Source organism: Klebsiella sp. Sb-30, assembly GCF_057652795.1.
Genome location: NZ_CM172749.1, coordinates 2,984,502 through 3,002,397, shown reverse-complemented (window position 1 = coordinate 3,002,397; position 17,896 = coordinate 2,984,502). Strand labels below are relative to the sequence as shown.

Genomic DNA, 17,896 nt, shown 5'->3' with positions numbered 1-17,896 from the left:
TGGTTGTAAGTCTTGCTCCAGAGCGTAGCAACCGATATTGTATGGGTAAATAATTATATTGTATGGCAGGCAATAATGTGGGTCCCAACATTAAAAGAGACAAATCAACCTAAATATATTCTCCTGGTGGAAGCTATTGCCGAGGCGATTGAAAAAGGTGAACTCAAAGTGGGGGAGCGTTTACCGCCGCAGAGACAGTTGGCCTGGAAGTTAAACCTGAATCCGAGTACGACCATGCAGGCCTATAGGGAAGCCGCCCGGCGACATCTGGTTAGCGGTGAAGTGGGACGCGGGACTTATGTGCTTCCAGGGAGCAAGGAGGCATCACTTTTTTTGATAAAGAACCCACTACCGTTAAAAGAGCGTATCGATCTTTCAACAAACCTTCCTGCTATCGATCAAGATAATCGCGACCTGGCTTCAACGCTCATGGAGCTCACGATGTCAGCTGAGTGGGGCGGTGTGCAAAGCTATTTAACGCCGGATGCCATTCAATCAGGAAAAATTCGGGCTACTGAATGGCTTAAATTACGTAAGGTAAGTTATTTACCTGAAAACATAAAATTATGTGCCGGAGCGCAGCAAGGTCTGATGACGGTTTTGCTTTCTCTTTGTCAGAGGGGAGAGTCGATTCTGGTAGAAGAGCTCACTGCACCCGGGATCAAGGCTGCATCGCGGCAACTACATTTACCGTTGCACGGAATTATGTCAGATGAACAGGGCATAATTCCGGATGAGTTTGATCGAATGATTCGTACCACAGGTGCAAGAGTGGTTATTTTAACCCCTTCTCTGCAGAATCCTACGGGCACGGTTATGGGACATCGGCGGCGTGGTGAGGTTGCTGATATTATCAATAAATATCAACTCATAATGATTGAAGACGATGTCTATGGCGGATTGATTAAACAGCCACCGCTGAGTGTTTTATTACCGGAGCGAACCATTCTTATCAGCAGTTTTTCGAAAACGGTGGCTGCGGGCTTGCGACTGGGATATATCGCAGCGCCAGTCCCCCTGTTAAGCAAGATAGATCCGGATGCTCAGCTAACGCATTGGGCGGTATCTTCGCTAAATCTGATGATAGCGAATCGGTGGATTCAGGATGGCACGGCTGAAAAAAGATTAAACTGGCAACGCAGAGAAGTTGCACAACGCTGGCACCTGGCGCGTAAGCTTGTAGGACAATATATGCTGAATGTGACCTGCCCAAGCCCACATGTTTGGCTTACAGCCCCTTTTGAAACACCTGAACTGGTCCAACTCTGTTCTCAGGCGGGAATTAATGTTGTATCGGCAGATGTTTTTGCGGTACGACAGGCCCCGTTGAATGCAATTCGAATCAGTTTAACAGCCGCTAAAAATCAGGTTCAATTAAAAAGCGCTTTGGAGACTATTGCCACTTTATTGGCGGTTTAACCGAATCAAAAAATGTAAGCTGTAGAGGTGCTCCAATGAAAAAGTCCTGAATTCAAACGTGAATCCGCTCAGTTGCCTGTCGATCAAAATTACACCGTCTCTGACCCAGCTAAGGCTATGGATGTTGGTCTTTCCACGATATCGTTGGGTATTACAGCGCGCTCAGGCTGCATGAATATAACGGTGGGCTATCATCTAACGAATCAGAAAACGATACTGGAAGAACGCTAAAGTGGTGGCCAGTTTTAGTTGACCACTACACATATTTTGCGTGAAGCGCCATGCGCGCCGTCCAACGGTAATACTCAACCCAGGTCGCTGCATATCCTCTCGGAGCATACCCGGCGATATTTTCCCGCGTGCCGATATTTACGGCTCAAGAGTAATAGGCAGTAATCAGGCAGGATCGGGCTCACCGGGTTGCCCATCTGGCCGCTACAGTTCAGCAAGGTTAATGCACAACTGGAGCAGCTATGAAAACGATGGGTTATGCCGCACTTAATGCCACCACTCCGCTGGTTCCCTTCAGCTTTGAACGACGCGCTTTGCGTCGTAACGATGTGGCGATTGAGATCCTGTGGTCCGGGGTGTGCCACAGCGATCTGCATCAAACCCGGGATGACTGGAAAGAGTGGGGGGCGACCGTTTATCCCTGCGTTCCCGGGCACGAAATTATTGGCCGGGTAAGTGAGGTTGGCAGTGAAGTTAGCCGCTATCAGGTTGGGCAGATGGTGGCCGTCGGGACGATAGTCGACAGCTGCCAGGAGTGCGATCAGTGCCGCCGCCATGAAGAGCAGATGTGTCGCGAATTTCCGACGGTGACCTACAATGGCCGCGATCGCATTTCGGGCGAGATCACCTATGGCGGCTATGCGAAGCATATCGTGGTACGCGAAGAGTTTGTCTTAAATCTGCCGGAAGAGCTCGATCCTTCCCGCGCCGCGCCGCTCCTGTGTGCCGGTATTACCGTTTACTCCCCGCTGCGAACCTGGAATGTGGGACCGGGCTCACGCGTAGGGGTGATTGGCATCGGTGGCCTGGGGCATCTTGCCGTACGTCTGGCAGAGGCGCTGGGCGCTACGGTCACCGTGATTACCCGGAGCGCGGCAAAAGCTCAGGAGGCGCATGAGCTGGGGGCGAAACATGTTTTACTGTCGACCTCAGCAGAGGATATGCAGCGGGCAGGCTCCTCGTTCGACGTGATCATTGATACGATTCCCACCCGGCACGATCTCTCTGCGTACGTGCAGTTGCTGGATATTGAAGGGGCGCTGGTGATTGTCGGCAATCTGGGCGATATGGACGGTTTCAGCACCTTACCGCTCATCCTGGGCCGCCGCCGCATTACCGGCTCACCTTCCGGCGGCATTGCGCAAACCCAGGAAATGCTGAATTTCTGCGCGCAGAAAGGGGTTTACCCGGAGTGCGAGATCATCCCCATCCAGCAGATTAACCAGGCGTTTGAACGCATGGAACGGGGAGAGGTGAAGTACCGTTTCGTGATTGATATGGCCTCGCTGTCGGCCTGATGAGGACGGCTGACATCGGTGAACCGCTGTCAGCCTTTGCTGAGCTTTAGTAGGGGCGCCCGGTCCCGGCCGCCAGCGACAGGGCTTTATCGCCGATCGGCGTAATACCAAACTGACGCTTGTACTCACGGTGGAACTGGCTGACGCTTTCATACCCCACGCTTATCGCCGCCGTCGAGGCATCCGCATCTTGCGACAATAACAACCGTCTGGCTTCAAGAAGCCGTAGCTGCTTCTGGTACTGCAGCGGACTCATGTTCGTCATGCGGCGAAAATGGTGGTGCAGCGTGGAGACGCCCATACCGGCAATCCGCGCCAGCGCTTCGACTTTTAACGGCTGCGCATAGTTATCGCGTAGCCAGTCCAGGGCCACGGATATCCGTTGCCCGCTGGAGCCGGTCAACACGGTTTCCCTCAGGGTCCTGCCCGCCGGGCTGGTGAGAATACGATACAGTATTTCGCGCTGAATGAGGTTACCCATGTAGCCTTTATCCTGCGGATGTTCGTTGGCGTTCAGATAGCGTAGCAGCGCATCAAGCAGCGGGCCGTCGGCCGGCCCCAGGGACATTCCCTCATCGCTGTATTCCGCCTCATTTCCGTACTGTTTCATGTCGATCATCACTTCCCGGGCGAGAGATAAGTCCAGCTGCAGCAGCAGCGAGATAAACGGTTGTTCAGCGCTGGCTTGCATCACTTCGGCGACGGTCGGCAAATTGACGGCGGTCAGAAGAAAGTGGGATTCATTATAAGCATAGGTTTTTTCGCCCAGACTGACGCGCTTCTCCCCCTGAATAATCAGCGACACGCTGGGCTGGTAGAGACAGGCACAGGGCGGCATCGGGCGGTGTAGTTCGACAACGCTCATACCGGGAAAGGGGCAAAGAATATTTTCCCGCCGTCCGGTATAGGCTCTGATTTTCTCTCTGATCTCACCACGTCGCGACGCCATTTCCTGTTGCCAGCGTCTATGCTGTGAGTCCGGATGGTTATCAGGCATGGTCTGGCTCCTCAACTGAGTGATGTAGGCTTTACCTGGCCACAGGGCAGATAAACGATCGGCCGCGTCGGCACCCACGATATTATGTACCGACAGGCTGCGCAAACGGACGGTGTTCCCCGCGCTGCGATTCACACAAAAGGTTAAACCGCGCTGACCCATCATCAGCGCCATGCCGGCGAAGATCCCGGTTAGCCCGACAGCAAGCAGACGGATGAGATGATATCTGGCGCTTGTTACTCTGATGGTTGGGGGGATGGTGGCTGAACCTGAACGCGGGGAAAACTCACGCATCAACCAGCGGAAATAAACCGAGAGTATCCAGGCGCTGAAACTCCCCTCCGGCCTTTGCCAGAGGGGGAGCTGAACAATTATTCCCAGCGTTTCAGCAGCAGGCTGGCGTTGACGCCGCCAAAGCCAAACCCGTTCGACAGCGCATACCGCATTTTCTGCGGGCGGGCCACCAGCGCCACCAGGTTCAGGCCTTCCGCGTCTTCATCGGGGTGATGCAGGTTCAGCGTCGGCGGCACTATCTGGTCACGCAGCGCCTGAATGGTGAAGATGGCCTCAATCCCGCCGGCTGCGCCTAACAGATGGCCGGTTGCTGATTTCGTCGACGTAATGGCGACGGGATGGGTAGCAAACAGGCTTTTAATCGCCGCCAGTTCGCCTTTGTCTCCTACCTGAGTCGAGGTGGCGTGGGCGTTGATATGGTCAATCTCTTCTGCTGTCACCCCCGCCTGACGAATGGCCATTTCCATGGCCCGGCGCGCGCCGTTCCCGTCTTCCGGACCTGCGGTCAGGTGATAAGCATCTGCGCTGGTGCCATAGCCCACCAGCTCCGCCAGCGGGGTGGCGCCGCGCGCCAGGGCGTGTTCCAGCGACTCAATCACGATAAGCCCGGCGCCTTCTCCCATCACAAAACCATCGCGGTCGCGGTCGAAAGGGCGGGAGGCCGCTTCCGGCTGCTCATTGGACGCGCTGGAGAGCGCCCTGGCTGCGGCAAATCCGGCAAGGCTGACGCGATGAATTGCCGCTTCTGCGCCGCCGCAAAGGGCGATATCCGCCTCGCCGCTGCGGATCATCCGTGCAGCATCGCCAATGGCCTGCGCGCCTGCCGCGCAGGCGGTGACCGGCGCGCCGATGGGGCCACGGAAACCGTGGGCGATAGACACATGCCCGGCGGCCAGGTTGGCAAGAAAAGAGGGGATGGTGAACGGAGACAGGCGACGCGGCCCGCGATCATCCGTTGTATGTACCGCATTGGCGATCTCGCCAAAGCCGCCGATCCCGGTGGCAATGACCGTTGCGGTGCGATCTTGTTCTGCCGGTGATGCTGGCGACCACCCGGCCTGCGTCAGCGCCTCACGTGCGGCGACCAGCGCAAACTCGATAAAGCGATCCATCTTTTTACGTTCCCTGGCCGGGATGGTTGCCAGCGGATCGAAGCCGTGCAGCGGATCGCGTTCGATGGACGGAACCTGCCCGGCCACTTTGCAGGGAATGTCTTCGACCAGCTGCTCGCTAAGCTTTGTAATACCTGACCTGCCTGCCAGCAGCGACTGCCAGACGTGCTGTACGCCGCAGCCCAGAGGGCTGACAATCCCCATCCCGGTCACGACAATGCGTTTAGCTGAAACGCTCATAATCAACTCTCCTGTAATATCAGTGTGCCGGCGGCTTGTTCATCAATGGAACCAGCAGCGCAGCAATCAAAAAACCGATCATGATGAGGTAAAAAGCATCGGAAAATGCCTGTGTTCGCGCCTCCCGCAGCGTCAGAGCGGAAAGATTCTTTAGCGCAGCCGTATGAGCGGCATCCGGCGAGATCCCCTGAGCGACAAAGTTTGCCGCGCTGCGTTGAACAAAATCGCTCATTGCCAGGTTGGCGTTATTCAGATGATCCGCCAGGCGGCTGTAATGCAAATTGGTCCTGTCGTTAAGCACCGTACCGCACAGGGCGATGCCGATGGCGCCGCCGAGGTTGCGCATTAAATTAAACAGCCCGGAGGCCAGCTTAAGGCGTGCGGGAGGCAGGCTGCCCAGCGTCAGGGTCACGGTAGGCGCGACGGCAAACTGCTGCGCCAGCCCGCGAAAAGCCTGCGGTAGCAGCAGCTGGTCGGCGCCCCAGTCGTGGGTTATCGGCACAAAGCTGTACATCGAGACCGCAAAGCCGACCAGCCCGGCCATCAGCAGCCAGCGCAGGTCGACGCGGTTGGCGAGCCACGAATAAAACGGGATCGACATCACCTGGAACAGGCCGGTGGAAAATACCGCCAGTCCAATCTCCAGGGCGCTGAAACCGCGCACGCTACCGAGGTACAGCGGGGTTAAATAGATGGTGGCGAAGATGCCGACGCCGGCCATAAACGAGAAATAGCAGCCGAGGCTAAAGGTTCGGTCCTGCAGGGCCCGGAGATCCATGACCGGCTGCGGATGGCGCAGGGTGCGGATAATAAACGCCACGCCGCACAGCAGGGCGATCCAGGCGGTCGTCGTCAGGGTGGCGTCGTCAAACCAGCCCCAGCGCGGGCCTTCTTCCAGGGTATATTCCAGGCAACCGAGAGACAACGCCAGCAGCAGAATACTGAAGTAGTCCGCGCCGCGCAGCAGCGAGGGGTCAGCGGTATCCACTTTCACCAGCAGCGGTACGGCAACCGCGATGTAAATCCCCGGAACCACGTTAATAAAAAACAGCCAGTGCCAGCTGAAGTTTTCGGTGATCCAGCCGCCCACCGTCGGGCCAAGCGTGGGAGCCAGGGAGGCCAGGCCGCCGATCGTCGCGGCGGCAATGACCCGCTGTTTGCCCTGGAAAAAGGCGAAGGCGGTAGTGAAAACCAGCGGGATCATCGACCCGCCGGCCAGTCCCTGCAGGGCGCGAAAGGCGATCATGCTCTGGATGTTCCACGCCCAGCCGCACAGCAGACTCATCAGCGTGAAGCCCGCCGCGGAAGCGGCAAACAGCCAGCGCGTTGACATGACCCGTGCCAGCCAGCCGGAAAGCGGGATAATAATGATCTCGGCAATCAGGTAGCTGGTTTGTACCCACACGGTTTCATCGTCGCCCGCCGAGAGGCCACCGCCGATATCCCGCAGCGAGGCGGACACGATCTGGATATCGATGAGCGCGATAAACATCCCCACGCACATGCTGGCGAAAGCGAAGATCTTCTTCGTCATCGGCATCGATAGACCCTGCGGAGCGGGCAGCGCCTGAGCGGTGCTCATCGGCGGCTCTTTTCGTTCACGGTGACGATCACCGATAGCCCTGGGCGCAGGACGTCAAGTTTTGCTCCTTCTCCTTCCAGCGCAATGCGGACCGGCACGCGCTGAACGATTTTAGTGAAATTCCCCGTCGCGTTCTCCGCAGGAAGAATGCTGAAGCGTGAGCCGGTCGCCGGCGCCAGACTGGCAACATGGCCCTTAAAGGTATGGGCCGGCAGCACATCGGCCACGATGGTCACCGGCTGGCCGGCCCGCATATGCGCCAACTGGTTTTCTTTGAAGTTGGCGTCAATCCACAGGCCGTGCGCGGGAACCAGGGACAGCAGCTGCGTGCCGCTGCTGACAAATGAACCGGACCACGCGCGGCGGTTGCCAATTACCCCATCGAACGGTGCGCGAATTTCGGTATAGCTGAGGTTCAGCGTGGCTATCTCGAGGTTAGCCTGGGCCTGTGCCAGGGCGGCCAGCGTTTGTTGCTGGCGGGCATCCAGCACCGCCAGCTGGCGTTCGGCCGCGGTTTTATCCGCTTGTGCTTTATCCTGCTCGGCGTGCGCCCGGCGGTAATCGGCGGAGGCGTTATCGCGAATTTGTGCGGAAATCGCGCTCGACGCGGCCAGGGCGTGATAGCGCCGGTTGTCGTTAGCCAATTTTTCGGCCGCCGCCGTGGCGGCCTGTAACGAGGCCGCAGAGCCGGCAATGGTCGCCTGCTGTAGCTGCCGGGTGGCAATGACATCGGCCAGCGCGGCCTGTTGCGCCGCCACTTCTCCGGCGGCTTTTGCCAGGGCGGCGCGGTAATCGCGGTCGTCAATGCGAATCAGCAGATCGCCTTTTTTCACCGCCATATTGTCCTGCACCGCCAGCTGCTGGATATAACCGGAGATTTTGCTGGAGATGGCGCTAATGTCGCCGCCAACATAGGCATCATCGGTTGTCTGCATAAAGCGCCCGCTATGCCACCAGTAAGCGCCGTAGCTCGCTGCCGCCAGCGCGGCGACGGCGAGTGTCGCCAGGACGAGGGCTCTTCTCTTACTGGCCGGATTCATGGCTGGCATCTCTGTAGGGTTCGGGTTGAAACTTTTGGCCGCTATCGCCCTCGCGTTTGCGCAGCAGATATTGGTGACGATATTTCATCATCGGCGAGGCTGCGGGTCCCGGCACCATGGTGTATTTACCCGGAATAATCTCTTCGCCGGTCGCTTTATCGACCAGCATCGGCTCCACCGGTCGCTGGGTTTCACTTTCCACCAATTGCATCTGACGGCCTTCGGGTGAGAAGTGGCGGTTACCCCATTCCGCCAGCGCCAGCAGTACCATGCGAAAATCGCGGCCGCTTTGCGTGAGGTGGTATTCGTAGCGCGGCGGTGTGCTGCTGTAGCAAACCTTCTCCAGCAGGCCGTCGTCTACCAGCGCCTTCAGGCGGCGTGAAAGAATATTGGGCGCGACGTTGCTGCTTTTCTGAAACTCGTCAAAGCGGGTAAAGCCCGCGAAGGCGTCGCGCAGGATCATTATGCTCCAGCTGTCACCGATGCGACCAAGGCTACGGGCGATGGGGCAGGGAGCGTGGCAAAGCGGTTCATTTTTCATGGGCTGACCTGGATAGAGAGGTGGCTTTCGGGAGCAAATTGACATAGTAACTATCAAAATGCAAGTTACTTAAAAAACGATCTCTCTCTCAGCAGATTCATGGCGCCGGCGTTAAGGTTGACGCGCGCGATACCACTACGGGGTGACACGGCTTAGCGCAAAGCGGTGGTGCAGCGGGCCGGAATGGGTAAGGGAGTGACGGAGCAGAATCTGACGGTCCGCTCCGCGGCAGGAGCGGACGTTATGCTAATCAATGATGAGGGGGTCAGACGGGATAGTACGTGTAGCCAGTTTCTTTTGAAGTATTATGACCAGGACGGGAAATACAGATGCGGCTAATGCACTAACAACCAACAGCGTGTTTAGATTTTGCGTGGTTATTCCCTGGTCAGGGAGTAATAAGGAAGACAGAAAGAACGCGAGAGTTGTTATCAGGTACATCATGGCTGTCTGTAGGGAAGTAAAACTGGCTCGTTGTTTATCCTCCGGAAACGGGACTACAACCGATGAAGCGCAAACCAGCCGACTGTATGAAGCCCCAAGAAATAAGGTTATAAATAGAAATACATTATGATAACCCATCGCGGGAATCAGCAAGCTTGCTACAAAGAGTAGCGTTGAAATTATCGCCAACAGCAGAGCAGATAAACGCGATGTCAGCATACCTGTTATTTTTGTCGTCAGATAACCGGCTATCCCGCCGCTTAAAAATAATAAAGGTAATAGGTTTTGTTGGGCGCCCATATACTGCGTCATTAATGGGGTCAGAATGGGAATGATCAGCATTGGACTAAATTGTACCAGAGCAGTACAAGAGGCGAAAAGTAAGGTTGGAGAATCAATAGATAGCTTCCTCTGCACGCCCGGCGAGAGCGTATCCTTGGGGATAATAAATACTATCAACGGTAAAGATAACAGACAAAGTGAACTGATTAACCATAGCGCAGTATGCCAACCATAGTGCGTGCACAAAAATAATATAGCTGGCATGCCGACGATACTGACCAGCGAAAATGATGCAATGACCGTTGCCAGCATTTTTCCACGTAAGTTTGCCGGGGCATAATTTATCAAAATACTCATACCCACGCCCATTGTCGTCCCCCCCACCAATCCTGCGCAAAATCGTAGTGCCAGAAGAGTGCCAAAATGAGTCGTGAGTGTGGACAAAAATGTTAGCGCTCCCAGCAGCACCATATTCTTGAACAAGAACTGTTTTTTATTAAACAGGTCAATCCAATAAAAGGCCATGATTCCAGAAAGTACCGCACCCAGCGTATACATACCGGAGACATAGCCAGAAAATGATACAGGAACCGAAAATCCGTCGGCCATAAAAGCAAAAACAGGCGTTAACGCCATATATTCCAACGCATTAGTGAACTGGACAAAAGCCATAACAATGGCTATCCGCATGAGGGTTTTATGATTAAACGTCTGTGTGACCAGTGGCATAATAAGCAACCTATGGATGAAAGATATCCGAGTTTAACCACTATCAATGATGTTCATTAGATGGTAAAAATGGCACTTATTATTATCAAATGTGGGATAGTTGATGCGTTCAGCTCTTGATTTTAATGCCCTGAAAGTATTCATCGCGGTAGTTGAAAGAGAAAGTTTCGTGGGGGCAGCGAAAGTTCTTGCAATGCCGACATCAAACGTGAGTCGTTGCATTTCTCAGTTAGAAGAAAAACTGAATCTTCAGCTCATTGAGCGCAGCACCCGACATATGAAACTCACCCAGGCGGGGCACCTACTCTATACCCGAGCGAAGCCATTACTGGAGGCGCTTGAGCAAACTGAGACAGAATTAACGTTGCGGCAAATGCAGCTCAAGGGGCCATTACGCATCTGTATTCCCAATGAGATCGGTCCTGCATTGCTGGGTTCTGTTATTGCCGATTTCGCCTGTCAGTATCCGGATCTGGAGATCAGCTGTGTGACTAATCTGTCAGGTCTCGAATCCCTGAGAGATGATCTGGATTTAGCTATCATTATTACCCGTGGTCAGATGGATGACAGTGACTATATAGCCCGGCATCTGGTGACTATTCCTTGCACCATTGTTGCCGCGCCCTCCGTCATTCAGCGCTACGGCACCCCTTCTCATATCCGGCAGTTTGAAGAATTACCCTGCATTACAACGGTAAGCGCCCTGAAAGGTGCCCCCTGGCAGTTTGTCACTATGAAGGGGGGATTTGAGACAATTAAGGTGAATGGGCATTATCGGGTAAACAGCGGAGAGATGGCAGGGCGCGCTGCGGTAGCCGGCGTTGGTTTTGCCATCCTGTCGAAACAAGCCTGCCAACCCTATATTAGCGATGGACGGTTAATCGAGATTGAGTTTGAACAATCGCCAGCCCCATTGCAGTTGTTCGCACTTTATTCCGATCGGCGTTACTTGCCGGCTAAAACAAGAGCGCTCATTGATTTTATGCATCAGAAGTTGAGCAATACATCTTTAGCAACGTAAGGCGGTATGGAATCGCGACAGAGAGTCCCGGTGGGATAATGAATCTCTACTTAACCCAGAGCGTCTGTTTTTTCGCTCACCGTGAATTTTATGGCCTGGTTTCCTCTGCGCGTCGAGCCAGGTCACGTAACGGTGAGTGAAAAAACGGGGAACAGGTCATCGATTTCTATTCATTTTCCAGCCAGTCAATGAAGAACCGGGTGAAAGCGGTAACCGGCAGCGGCTGCAGCCGTCGCTGCGGATAGACAAATTGCAGCCCGACATTTTTTTTATCAAAGCGGCTAAACCCAATAAAACTTTCAGCAAACAGCAGTTGTAGCCTGCCTTGTTCCACATCTCGCTTGACATCCCACCATGATTTGCTGGCGATACCCGCATCAGCCAGCACCCACTGGCGGAGTAGCGCGCCATCGTCGCATACCATGGCTGGGGTAAAGCGTAATGTGCTCTGTTTACCGTCGTGCTCAAAACGCCATTCGTTCATGACCATTCCGCGCAGCTCCAGCGCCAGGCATCGGTGGTGGTGTAAATCCTCAATGGCGCCCGGAGTGCCTGCCGCCCGAAGATAGTTGGCCGAGGCAACCAGAACCCGATGATTCGGGCGGATATTTCTGACGACCAGGCTGCTGTCTGGCAGGTTTCCGAAACGAATGCTCATGTCCAGACGATTGGCGACCAGATCTTTGACACTTTCGCCCAGGTATACCGAGGTTTTCACTGCCGGATGCAGCCGGGAAAAATCGAGCAGCGCCGGGCTGAGATACTGTCGGCCAAAATCGGAGGGGGCCGAAATACGGATATTACCGCTGAGCACCCCTTCTTTTTGCGTAAGTAGCGACTCAGCATGGTTCATTTCATCCAGTACGCGCAGCGCAGCGTGGTAGAACTCCTCACCGGCACGCGTCATGGTAATGGCGCGAGTGGAGCGGTGGAACAGACGGGTCTGATAACGCTCTTCAATCGCCTTCAGCCTGGCGGTCATGGTGGCCGGGGAGAGTCCCATATGGCGACCGGCGGCTGAAAGCCCGCCGGCCTCCACCACGGCAACCAGCAGTGCCATGTCTTCAAGCTTTCCCATTATTCAGTAATCCTGAAAAGACAATCATATTTTAATGTCATTATCAAAATATCGCTCACCTCGTAAAGTATTTTCAACAATTCATTACGGGGACAGAAAATGGAAAATCGTACGCTTTTTGATAGCTACTACCTGAAGGCGCTCAGCCTGAAAAACCGGATTGTGATGGCGCCAATGACCCGGGCACGGGCGTTACAACCGGGAAACGTGCCCTCAGCACTTATGGCGGCGTACTACCAGCAGCGTGCCAGCGCGGGGTTGATCATTACAGAAGCCACGCAGATTTCACCTCAGGGGCAGGGATACTCCTGGACACCAGGTCTGCACTCCGCTGAACAGATTGAAGGATGGCGGCTGAGCACAGAAGCCGTTCACCGCGCGGGGGGAATTATCTTTTCCCAGCTCTGGCATGTGGGGCGCATGTCATATGCGGGTTTCCAGGAAGATGGCAAACCTGTCGCGCCGTCTGCGCTCGCGCCCGATGCCCAGGTCTGGGTTGTTGATGAGCAGGGGGAAGGGCATATGGTCGATTGTCCGGAGCCGCGGGCACTTGAGCCTGCCGATATTCAGCAGATTATTGCTGATTACCGGCAGGCCGCACTAAATGCGATTAACGCCGGTTTTGATGGTATTGAGGTGCACGGTGGTAATGGTTATCTGATCGATCAGTTTCTTCGCCGGACATCGAACAAACGTACCGATGAGTATGGCGGTAGCCTGGCTAACCGGATCCGTTTTGCGCAGGAGGTGCTGGAGGCTATCAGCGACGCCATCGGCACTACGCGCACGGGCATACGCCTTTCCCCATTCATCACCCAGCGCGGAATGAACGACCCACAGGTGATTGAAGCGATCCTCGCGCTGGCTGCATGGTGTGAAAAGAAAGGTATCGCTTATATCCATCTGGCAGAGGCTGACTGGGACGATGCCCCGCAGGTACCTGCTGAATTTCGTCAACGATTACGCGCCACCTTCAGCGGCACGCTTATTGTCGCCGGCAATTATACCCAGGACAAAGTGGACAAGCTCCTTAAGGCGGGGCTGGCCGACCTGTTTGCCTTTGGCCGCCCGTTCATTGCCAACCCTGACCTGCCGTACCGGCTCAGGAATAGCCTTCCATTAGCGACGGTAAGCAATCCCGCCACGCTTTTTGGCGGCAGCAGCGCAGGCTATACCGATTATCCGTTCTACAAAATCGACGAGGCGTAAAGTGATGGCGAAAAAAACATTAATCATCGGCGGGAGTTCCGGCATTGGCTTTGCTGTGGCTGGCGCTCTGGCTGAACAGGGAGAAAGCCTGATCCTTGCCGGACGGGACGGAGAAAAGCTGGCGCGGGCCAGACAGTTACTGAGTCAGGAAAGTGCATCTGTGGATACTGTCGTCCTTGATATCAGCAAAGAGGAGGAGGTGATCCAGCTTAGCCAGACGCTCGGAGAGGTCGATAACATTATTGTGACGGCGGGATCGCATGCGCCCGGCGGGGCGCTCACTTCACTGGATCTGAACGAGGCCCGGCTGGCTTTCGACAGCAAATTCTGGGGCAGTATCCATGTCGCCAGGCATCTGAGTAAAAATATTAGTGCCCGCGGCACTCTGACGCTGACCAGCGGCTTTGTTTCCCGCCGCACTGTCGCGGGCGCTATCGTCAAAACCACCATGAACGCGGCCCTGGAGTCCGCCGTTAAGGTTCTGGCGAAGGAGCTTTCCGCTGCGGGTAAACGCGGTGAGCCCGGGGCTGACAGATACCGAGGCTTACGCCGGTATGGATCCTGCTGCCCGCGAAAAATGGTTTGCGTCTGCCGCTGAAACTCTACCGGCAAAAGCTTTCGGGCGGGCAGAGGATATCGCAAAAGGCTATCTGTTCGTGATGGACAATCCCTTTGTCACCGGATCCCTGCTGGATATCGAAGGCGGCGCGCTGATTAACTAATCCTCACATTTTACCCGCAAGCGGCTGAAATACGCCCGGGTTACCTGTTTCTTTGAGGCAACACAAAGGACCTTTTATGCAAAAGTTGACGATTTATCCTACCCGGCTGGCGGCGCTTATGCTGCTACCCGTGGCCAGCGCTGCCTTTTCTGCATCGCCTGCGCTGGTGAAACCCCATCAATTGATTGCGGAAAATAGCCGGTTATCCGCCCGCGAGGCCGCGCTTGAAACCGTCGCGAGACGTTACGCAACATTCTGGAATACAGGTGATGAAGCCCTGGCCCGTGAGGCGCTGGCCGATAATTTTGTCGATAAGACGCCGCCTGAGGGCCGCAAACAGGGACCGGAAGGCGCACTTCTGGCCTCCCGTGCCTTCCGTACCGCCGTCCCGGATCTGAGTTGCGAGATTGAGCAGATGATCGTTGCAGGCGATCGAGTCGTATCGCACCTTCATTTCCGCGGACATTTCACCGGAACCTTCGGCAAACTGAAAGGTAAGGGCCAGCAGGTTGATTTTATCGCGACGGATATCTATCAGGTCAGGAATAATAAAATCATCGCGAACTGGCATCTTGAAGATAACCTGACCCTGATGAAACAACTGGGTGGGTCATAAAATGACGGCTTAGGGAAGAGGGCGTATTGCCAGGCAGTATGCCGAGAGACGGGCATCAACATCAGCATTTATCCTCAAGCCTGTCTGGAGCGGCAGGCGAAAACGAAAAGGTGTGAGGTCGCGCGTAATCTACGAAGAGAAATGCCACCGGGATTAGAGACAATCCGCGTTCAGCGCTCTTTCTTGTCCGCCTTTGGCATCTCTGTCCGCTGGTACCGCATCGGGTGGCTATTAATCAGGGGGGAGGTAACCACACGCTGGTTTTTTTAAAAGGGTCTCAGCAGGCACGACTCGTTGTGCCATTTATGCAGAAAGAACGCGATTTCGTCAATTTGACGCCCGCTGCTATTGGCTTCTCAGGCTATCTCTTTTTGTGCATGTTCACTGGTTTCGTCGTGACTGACTAAGCGGGCAATCAGCAACCGGGAGTAGGCTGGCAGAGGTTCACGTTCTGCTTCCTCACTTAAACATCAGTCCAGGAAACAGGCCCAGATAATCTATCGAGTCTCGACTCTCCTCTGGTAAATAGCGTTCATGCCGCAGAGACGAATGATTCCTGAATAATGTGATTGCCCTGCTTCCGATGTCTTAGGTCACGAAGGTATAAGTTAGCCTCGTTCCTCGCTCACAGTGGACCTTCCGCTCAGTCAGTTCGTCCGCTTCGTGCCAGAAGCGGACATCACTGCTTTACGGCTGCTGCAGCAACGTCGACTTGATGTGCAAGCATGCCTTATTTATTTAAGAATGACTGAACCGCGCTGGAAAACCGTTCTGGCTGATCAAGCATGATAAAGTGAAAACTATCATCGATTCGTGTGAAATGGATATCGGGCGTATTGGTATAGGCTCGACGGTACATTTCATCCACGCCGGATGCAGGCACCCCGAATAAGGCGTCATACGCATAAACGATCTCAATCGGTGCTCTAATGCGGCCAAGTTCGGGGCGCAAATCGGTAATCATCAATTCATACACAGCATCTGCAATGGTTCTGCGATCGGAACTGAGCCCGGCAGCCACCAGAGCAGGCCTCACCGCCTCGGTCCTGGCTAAACGGGCTATGGATGTTTTCTGAAACGCTAGAAATTCTTCCGGCGATTGCGCCAGTATCCAGTCCCTTGTCGCAATAGCACGTTGGGACGCTGTTTCGCTGGTCGCCGCAGGATCAATCATTAACGTATAGAACGGCAAAGCATCGACAATCATTAAGCGACCAACCAGGTCAGGATGCCGCGCACCTAACATCAATGCAATCTCCCCGCCAAGTGAATGGCCAATGATCGCCGGAGCTTTGATGTGTTGGGTGCGGATGTATTCAGCGATGGCGTCAACTACTGGAGCGATAATTTTACCGTCCCGGTTGGAAATAGCAGGCGTACTCGCAAAGCCCGCTAGCTCTAAAATGTGAACGCGGTGGCTCAACTGTAAACCTGATACTAAATCGGTCCAGATTGCGCGAGACGACGCCAGCCCTGGAATCAATATGACATCCGTTCCTGAGCCTTGCGTTTGAACGGAAATAAGCTGCAAGTTCGGATGTTCTGATGATATGGGCAGAGATTGAGCTTTGGTCATCGGGATGAAGACAGACGCCAATAATAAAGCCCCTCCGAGCATCGCACGAATAGAACCTGTAAAAGACGGCTTTCCATGATGCATTAAAATAATTTCCATAAAGATCTTCGTTTTTGGAGTTTTATAACGCAGACAGACTAACGCGATGAAGGTAGGGGGCACTACCACCATATTTAGGGTTGACCCCGGTCGATGAGGGAAGGTATCAGATAAAGATCGCTGCGCGCAGAAACAGATAAATTATGCAGCCGTACAGGTCTGATGTCCGCTCCTCGCTCAAAGCAGACCTTCCGCTCAGTCAGTTCGTCCGCTTCATGCCAGGAGCGGATGTTGCGGCCCCTTAGGTGCTATTGTCAATCAGGGTAGACACATACCGCAAAACATCGATTGGCGACACTTTCGCAGAAATGCAGCCGCTCGGAGTTTTATTCCTGTTGCTGAACTATCGGAACCTGGCATTATTGATTTCGTTTCACCTCGTATTGCAGACACACTACGCCCGACGGCAAAGCGTTACTCTTCACCAGCATGAGTGAGGTTCTGTGTTTTATATTTTGGAACAAGGGAATGCCTTGCCCCAGCAGAATCGGATTGACGAATAGCCAATACTCATCAATAAGGTTTTCCGCCATTAGCGAGTGAGTGCGTGATCTGGGCATTGAAGTAGATGATGCGTTAGAGATCTCTGAGCCGATTGAAGTCTAAGGTTGTCAGAGCTGCAACAGCAGCCCTGTGCCAGGATCGAACGTTGATTTCAGTGTTCTCAGACAGAGGCACACCTAAAATGGCTGCCTCTTGATAAATGGGCATTAATTTTGGATGTTATTTTTCATATCCGTATAAATTAATCCTACCCGATAAGTACTCACCTAAATATACTTCACTAATTTTATTAAAGCCTTTCTTTGTAACTTCATGTTCTAACCATTCATTGTCTTTATTAAGGATTTCTAGCAGATCATGGTTGGCTAAACCGTCCACTATAATAGGGTAGCGTATATTTTCATCGCCACTTTGTATGATGGTTAATTGCCCATTTTGTTCGAGAACCACGCGTTTTAGTTGTTCTATTTCATAAATGCCATTTGCTCTTAATTTGAACATTAAATCATTTGCAGAAACACCATTCCGTAAACACTCCTTGACATTAATGCTGCCATTGTGTACTAAAGTAATAGGTTTTCCATCAATAATTCTTTTAACTAACCGATTGTTTTCTTTAAAAAACTTAAGAGAAAAGACCAAGAAAGTCCATATGATTAGGACCAGGACAAACTGGAGTACTGTTATAGATTCGTTGTAAATTACGCCTCCTATAATCCCCCCCAGCACATAGTTTTGAACCTGGTCCATTGCGGATGAGGGGGCCAGATTCCCTTTTCCCATAAGATTTATTTGAACAATTAAACACAGTATCCCCAGCCCCAACTTTATAATGATAGGTAAATAAATTATCATTTCTACA

Annotated in this window: 15 protein-coding genes and 3 pseudogenes; 6 read left to right on the top strand and 12 right to left on the bottom strand. The window is 53.7% G+C overall.

Annotation, left to right across the window (positions count from 1 at the left end; translation table 11 throughout):
* Window positions 1-12: 12 nt before the first annotated feature.
* Window positions 13-1,419 carry an aminotransferase-like domain-containing protein gene (locus AC236I_RS14025; RefSeq protein ID WP_487608523.1) on the top strand — a complete coding sequence of 469 codons (1,407 nt, stop codon included), beginning with the start codon at window positions 13-15 and terminating at the stop codon, window positions 1,417-1,419.
* Between the two features lie 473 nt (window positions 1,420-1,892).
* A complete protein-coding gene (locus AC236I_RS14020; protein ID WP_015584496.1) occupies window positions 1,893-2,948 on the top strand; it encodes an NAD(P)-dependent alcohol dehydrogenase in 1,056 nt (351 codons plus the stop codon).
* Window positions 2,949-2,994: 46 nt separating this feature from the next.
* On the opposite strand, the gene AC236I_RS14015 is transcribed toward AC236I_RS14020, so the two are convergent.
* The 7 genes and pseudogenes from AC236I_RS14015 to AC236I_RS13985 form a co-directional block, all read right to left on the bottom strand.
* Window positions 2,995-4,119, bottom strand: coding sequence for an AraC family transcriptional regulator (locus AC236I_RS14015; protein ID WP_227520583.1), 1,125 nt, complete (start codon window positions 4,117-4,119; stop codon window positions 2,995-2,997).
* A 197-nt stretch (window positions 4,120-4,316) separates the two neighbouring features.
* A complete protein-coding gene (gene fabF, locus AC236I_RS14010; RefSeq protein WP_032717332.1) occupies window positions 4,317-5,591 on the bottom strand; it encodes a beta-ketoacyl-ACP synthase II in 1,275 nt (424 codons plus the stop codon).
* Window positions 5,592-5,610: 19 nt separating this feature from the next.
* Window positions 5,611-7,173, bottom strand: a complete 1,563-nt coding sequence (locus AC236I_RS14005) for a DHA2 family efflux MFS transporter permease subunit (protein WP_015584493.1) — start codon at window positions 7,171-7,173, stop codon at window positions 5,611-5,613.
* Entirely contained in the window at window positions 7,170-8,213 is a 1,044-nt protein-coding gene (locus AC236I_RS14000) for an HlyD family secretion protein (RefSeq protein ID WP_064359503.1), read from the bottom strand. The genes AC236I_RS14005 and AC236I_RS14000 overlap by 4 nt, the downstream gene beginning before the upstream one ends.
* A complete protein-coding gene (locus AC236I_RS13995) occupies window positions 8,197-8,754 on the bottom strand; it encodes a winged helix-turn-helix transcriptional regulator (protein WP_032717335.1) in 558 nt (185 codons plus the stop codon). The genes AC236I_RS14000 and AC236I_RS13995 overlap by 17 nt, the downstream gene beginning before the upstream one ends.
* Window positions 8,744-8,824, bottom strand: a pseudogene (locus tag AC236I_RS13990) (hypothetical protein); the annotation flags it as partial. The gene AC236I_RS13995 and the pseudogene AC236I_RS13990, both read right to left, overlap by 11 nt.
* A 176-nt stretch (window positions 8,825-9,000) precedes the next feature.
* Window positions 9,001-10,209, bottom strand: a complete 1,209-nt coding sequence (locus AC236I_RS13985; RefSeq protein WP_097357654.1) for an MFS transporter — start codon at window positions 10,207-10,209, stop codon at window positions 9,001-9,003.
* A gap of 103 nt (window positions 10,210-10,312) precedes the next feature.
* Between AC236I_RS13985 and AC236I_RS13980 the strand changes: the two genes are divergently transcribed.
* Window positions 10,313-11,230: a LysR family transcriptional regulator gene (locus AC236I_RS13980; protein ID WP_032717337.1), complete on the top strand. Its 918-nt coding sequence runs from the start codon at window positions 10,313-10,315 to the stop codon at window positions 11,228-11,230.
* A 166-nt stretch (window positions 11,231-11,396) separates the two neighbouring features.
* Here the strand turns inward: AC236I_RS13980 and AC236I_RS13975 are convergent, their stop codons facing one another.
* On the bottom strand, window positions 11,397-12,308 hold the full coding sequence (locus AC236I_RS13975; RefSeq protein WP_088911794.1) for a LysR family transcriptional regulator: 912 nt from the start codon (window positions 12,306-12,308) through the stop codon (window positions 11,397-11,399).
* Window positions 12,309-12,407: 99 nt separating this feature from the next.
* Between AC236I_RS13975 and AC236I_RS13970 the strand changes: the two genes are divergently transcribed.
* The 3 genes and pseudogenes from AC236I_RS13970 (at window position 12,408) to AC236I_RS13960 (ending at window position 14,855) form a co-directional block, all read left to right on the top strand.
* Window positions 12,408-13,517, top strand: a complete 1,110-nt coding sequence (locus AC236I_RS13970; protein ID WP_032717338.1) for an alkene reductase — start codon at window positions 12,408-12,410, stop codon at window positions 13,515-13,517.
* 4 nt (window positions 13,518-13,521) lie between these two features.
* Window positions 13,522-14,239, top strand: a pseudogene (locus tag AC236I_RS13965) (SDR family oxidoreductase).
* A 76-nt stretch (window positions 14,240-14,315) separates the two neighbouring features.
* Window positions 14,316-14,855, top strand: coding sequence for an ester cyclase (locus AC236I_RS13960; protein WP_075808625.1), 540 nt, complete (start codon window positions 14,316-14,318; stop codon window positions 14,853-14,855).
* A 356-nt stretch (window positions 14,856-15,211) separates the two neighbouring features.
* Here AC236I_RS13960 and AC236I_RS13955 read toward each other — a convergent pair.
* The 4 genes and pseudogenes from AC236I_RS13955 to AC236I_RS13940 form a co-directional block, all read right to left on the bottom strand.
* Window positions 15,212-15,304 (bottom strand): annotated as a pseudogene (locus AC236I_RS13955) (hypothetical protein); the annotation flags it as partial.
* Window positions 15,305-15,585: 281 nt separating this feature from the next.
* On the bottom strand, window positions 15,586-16,530 hold the full coding sequence (locus AC236I_RS13950; protein WP_015584484.1) for an alpha/beta fold hydrolase: 945 nt from the start codon (window positions 16,528-16,530) through the stop codon (window positions 15,586-15,588).
* Window positions 16,531-16,889: 359 nt separating this feature from the next.
* Window positions 16,890-17,063, bottom strand: coding sequence for a dihydrofolate reductase family protein (locus AC236I_RS13945; RefSeq protein WP_228714808.1), 174 nt, complete (start codon window positions 17,061-17,063; stop codon window positions 16,890-16,892).
* A 190-nt stretch (window positions 17,064-17,253) separates the two neighbouring features.
* Window positions 17,254-17,889, bottom strand: a complete 636-nt coding sequence (locus tag AC236I_RS13940) for a DUF421 domain-containing protein (protein WP_015584483.1) — start codon at window positions 17,887-17,889, stop codon at window positions 17,254-17,256.
* Window positions 17,890-17,896 lie beyond the last annotated feature (7 nt).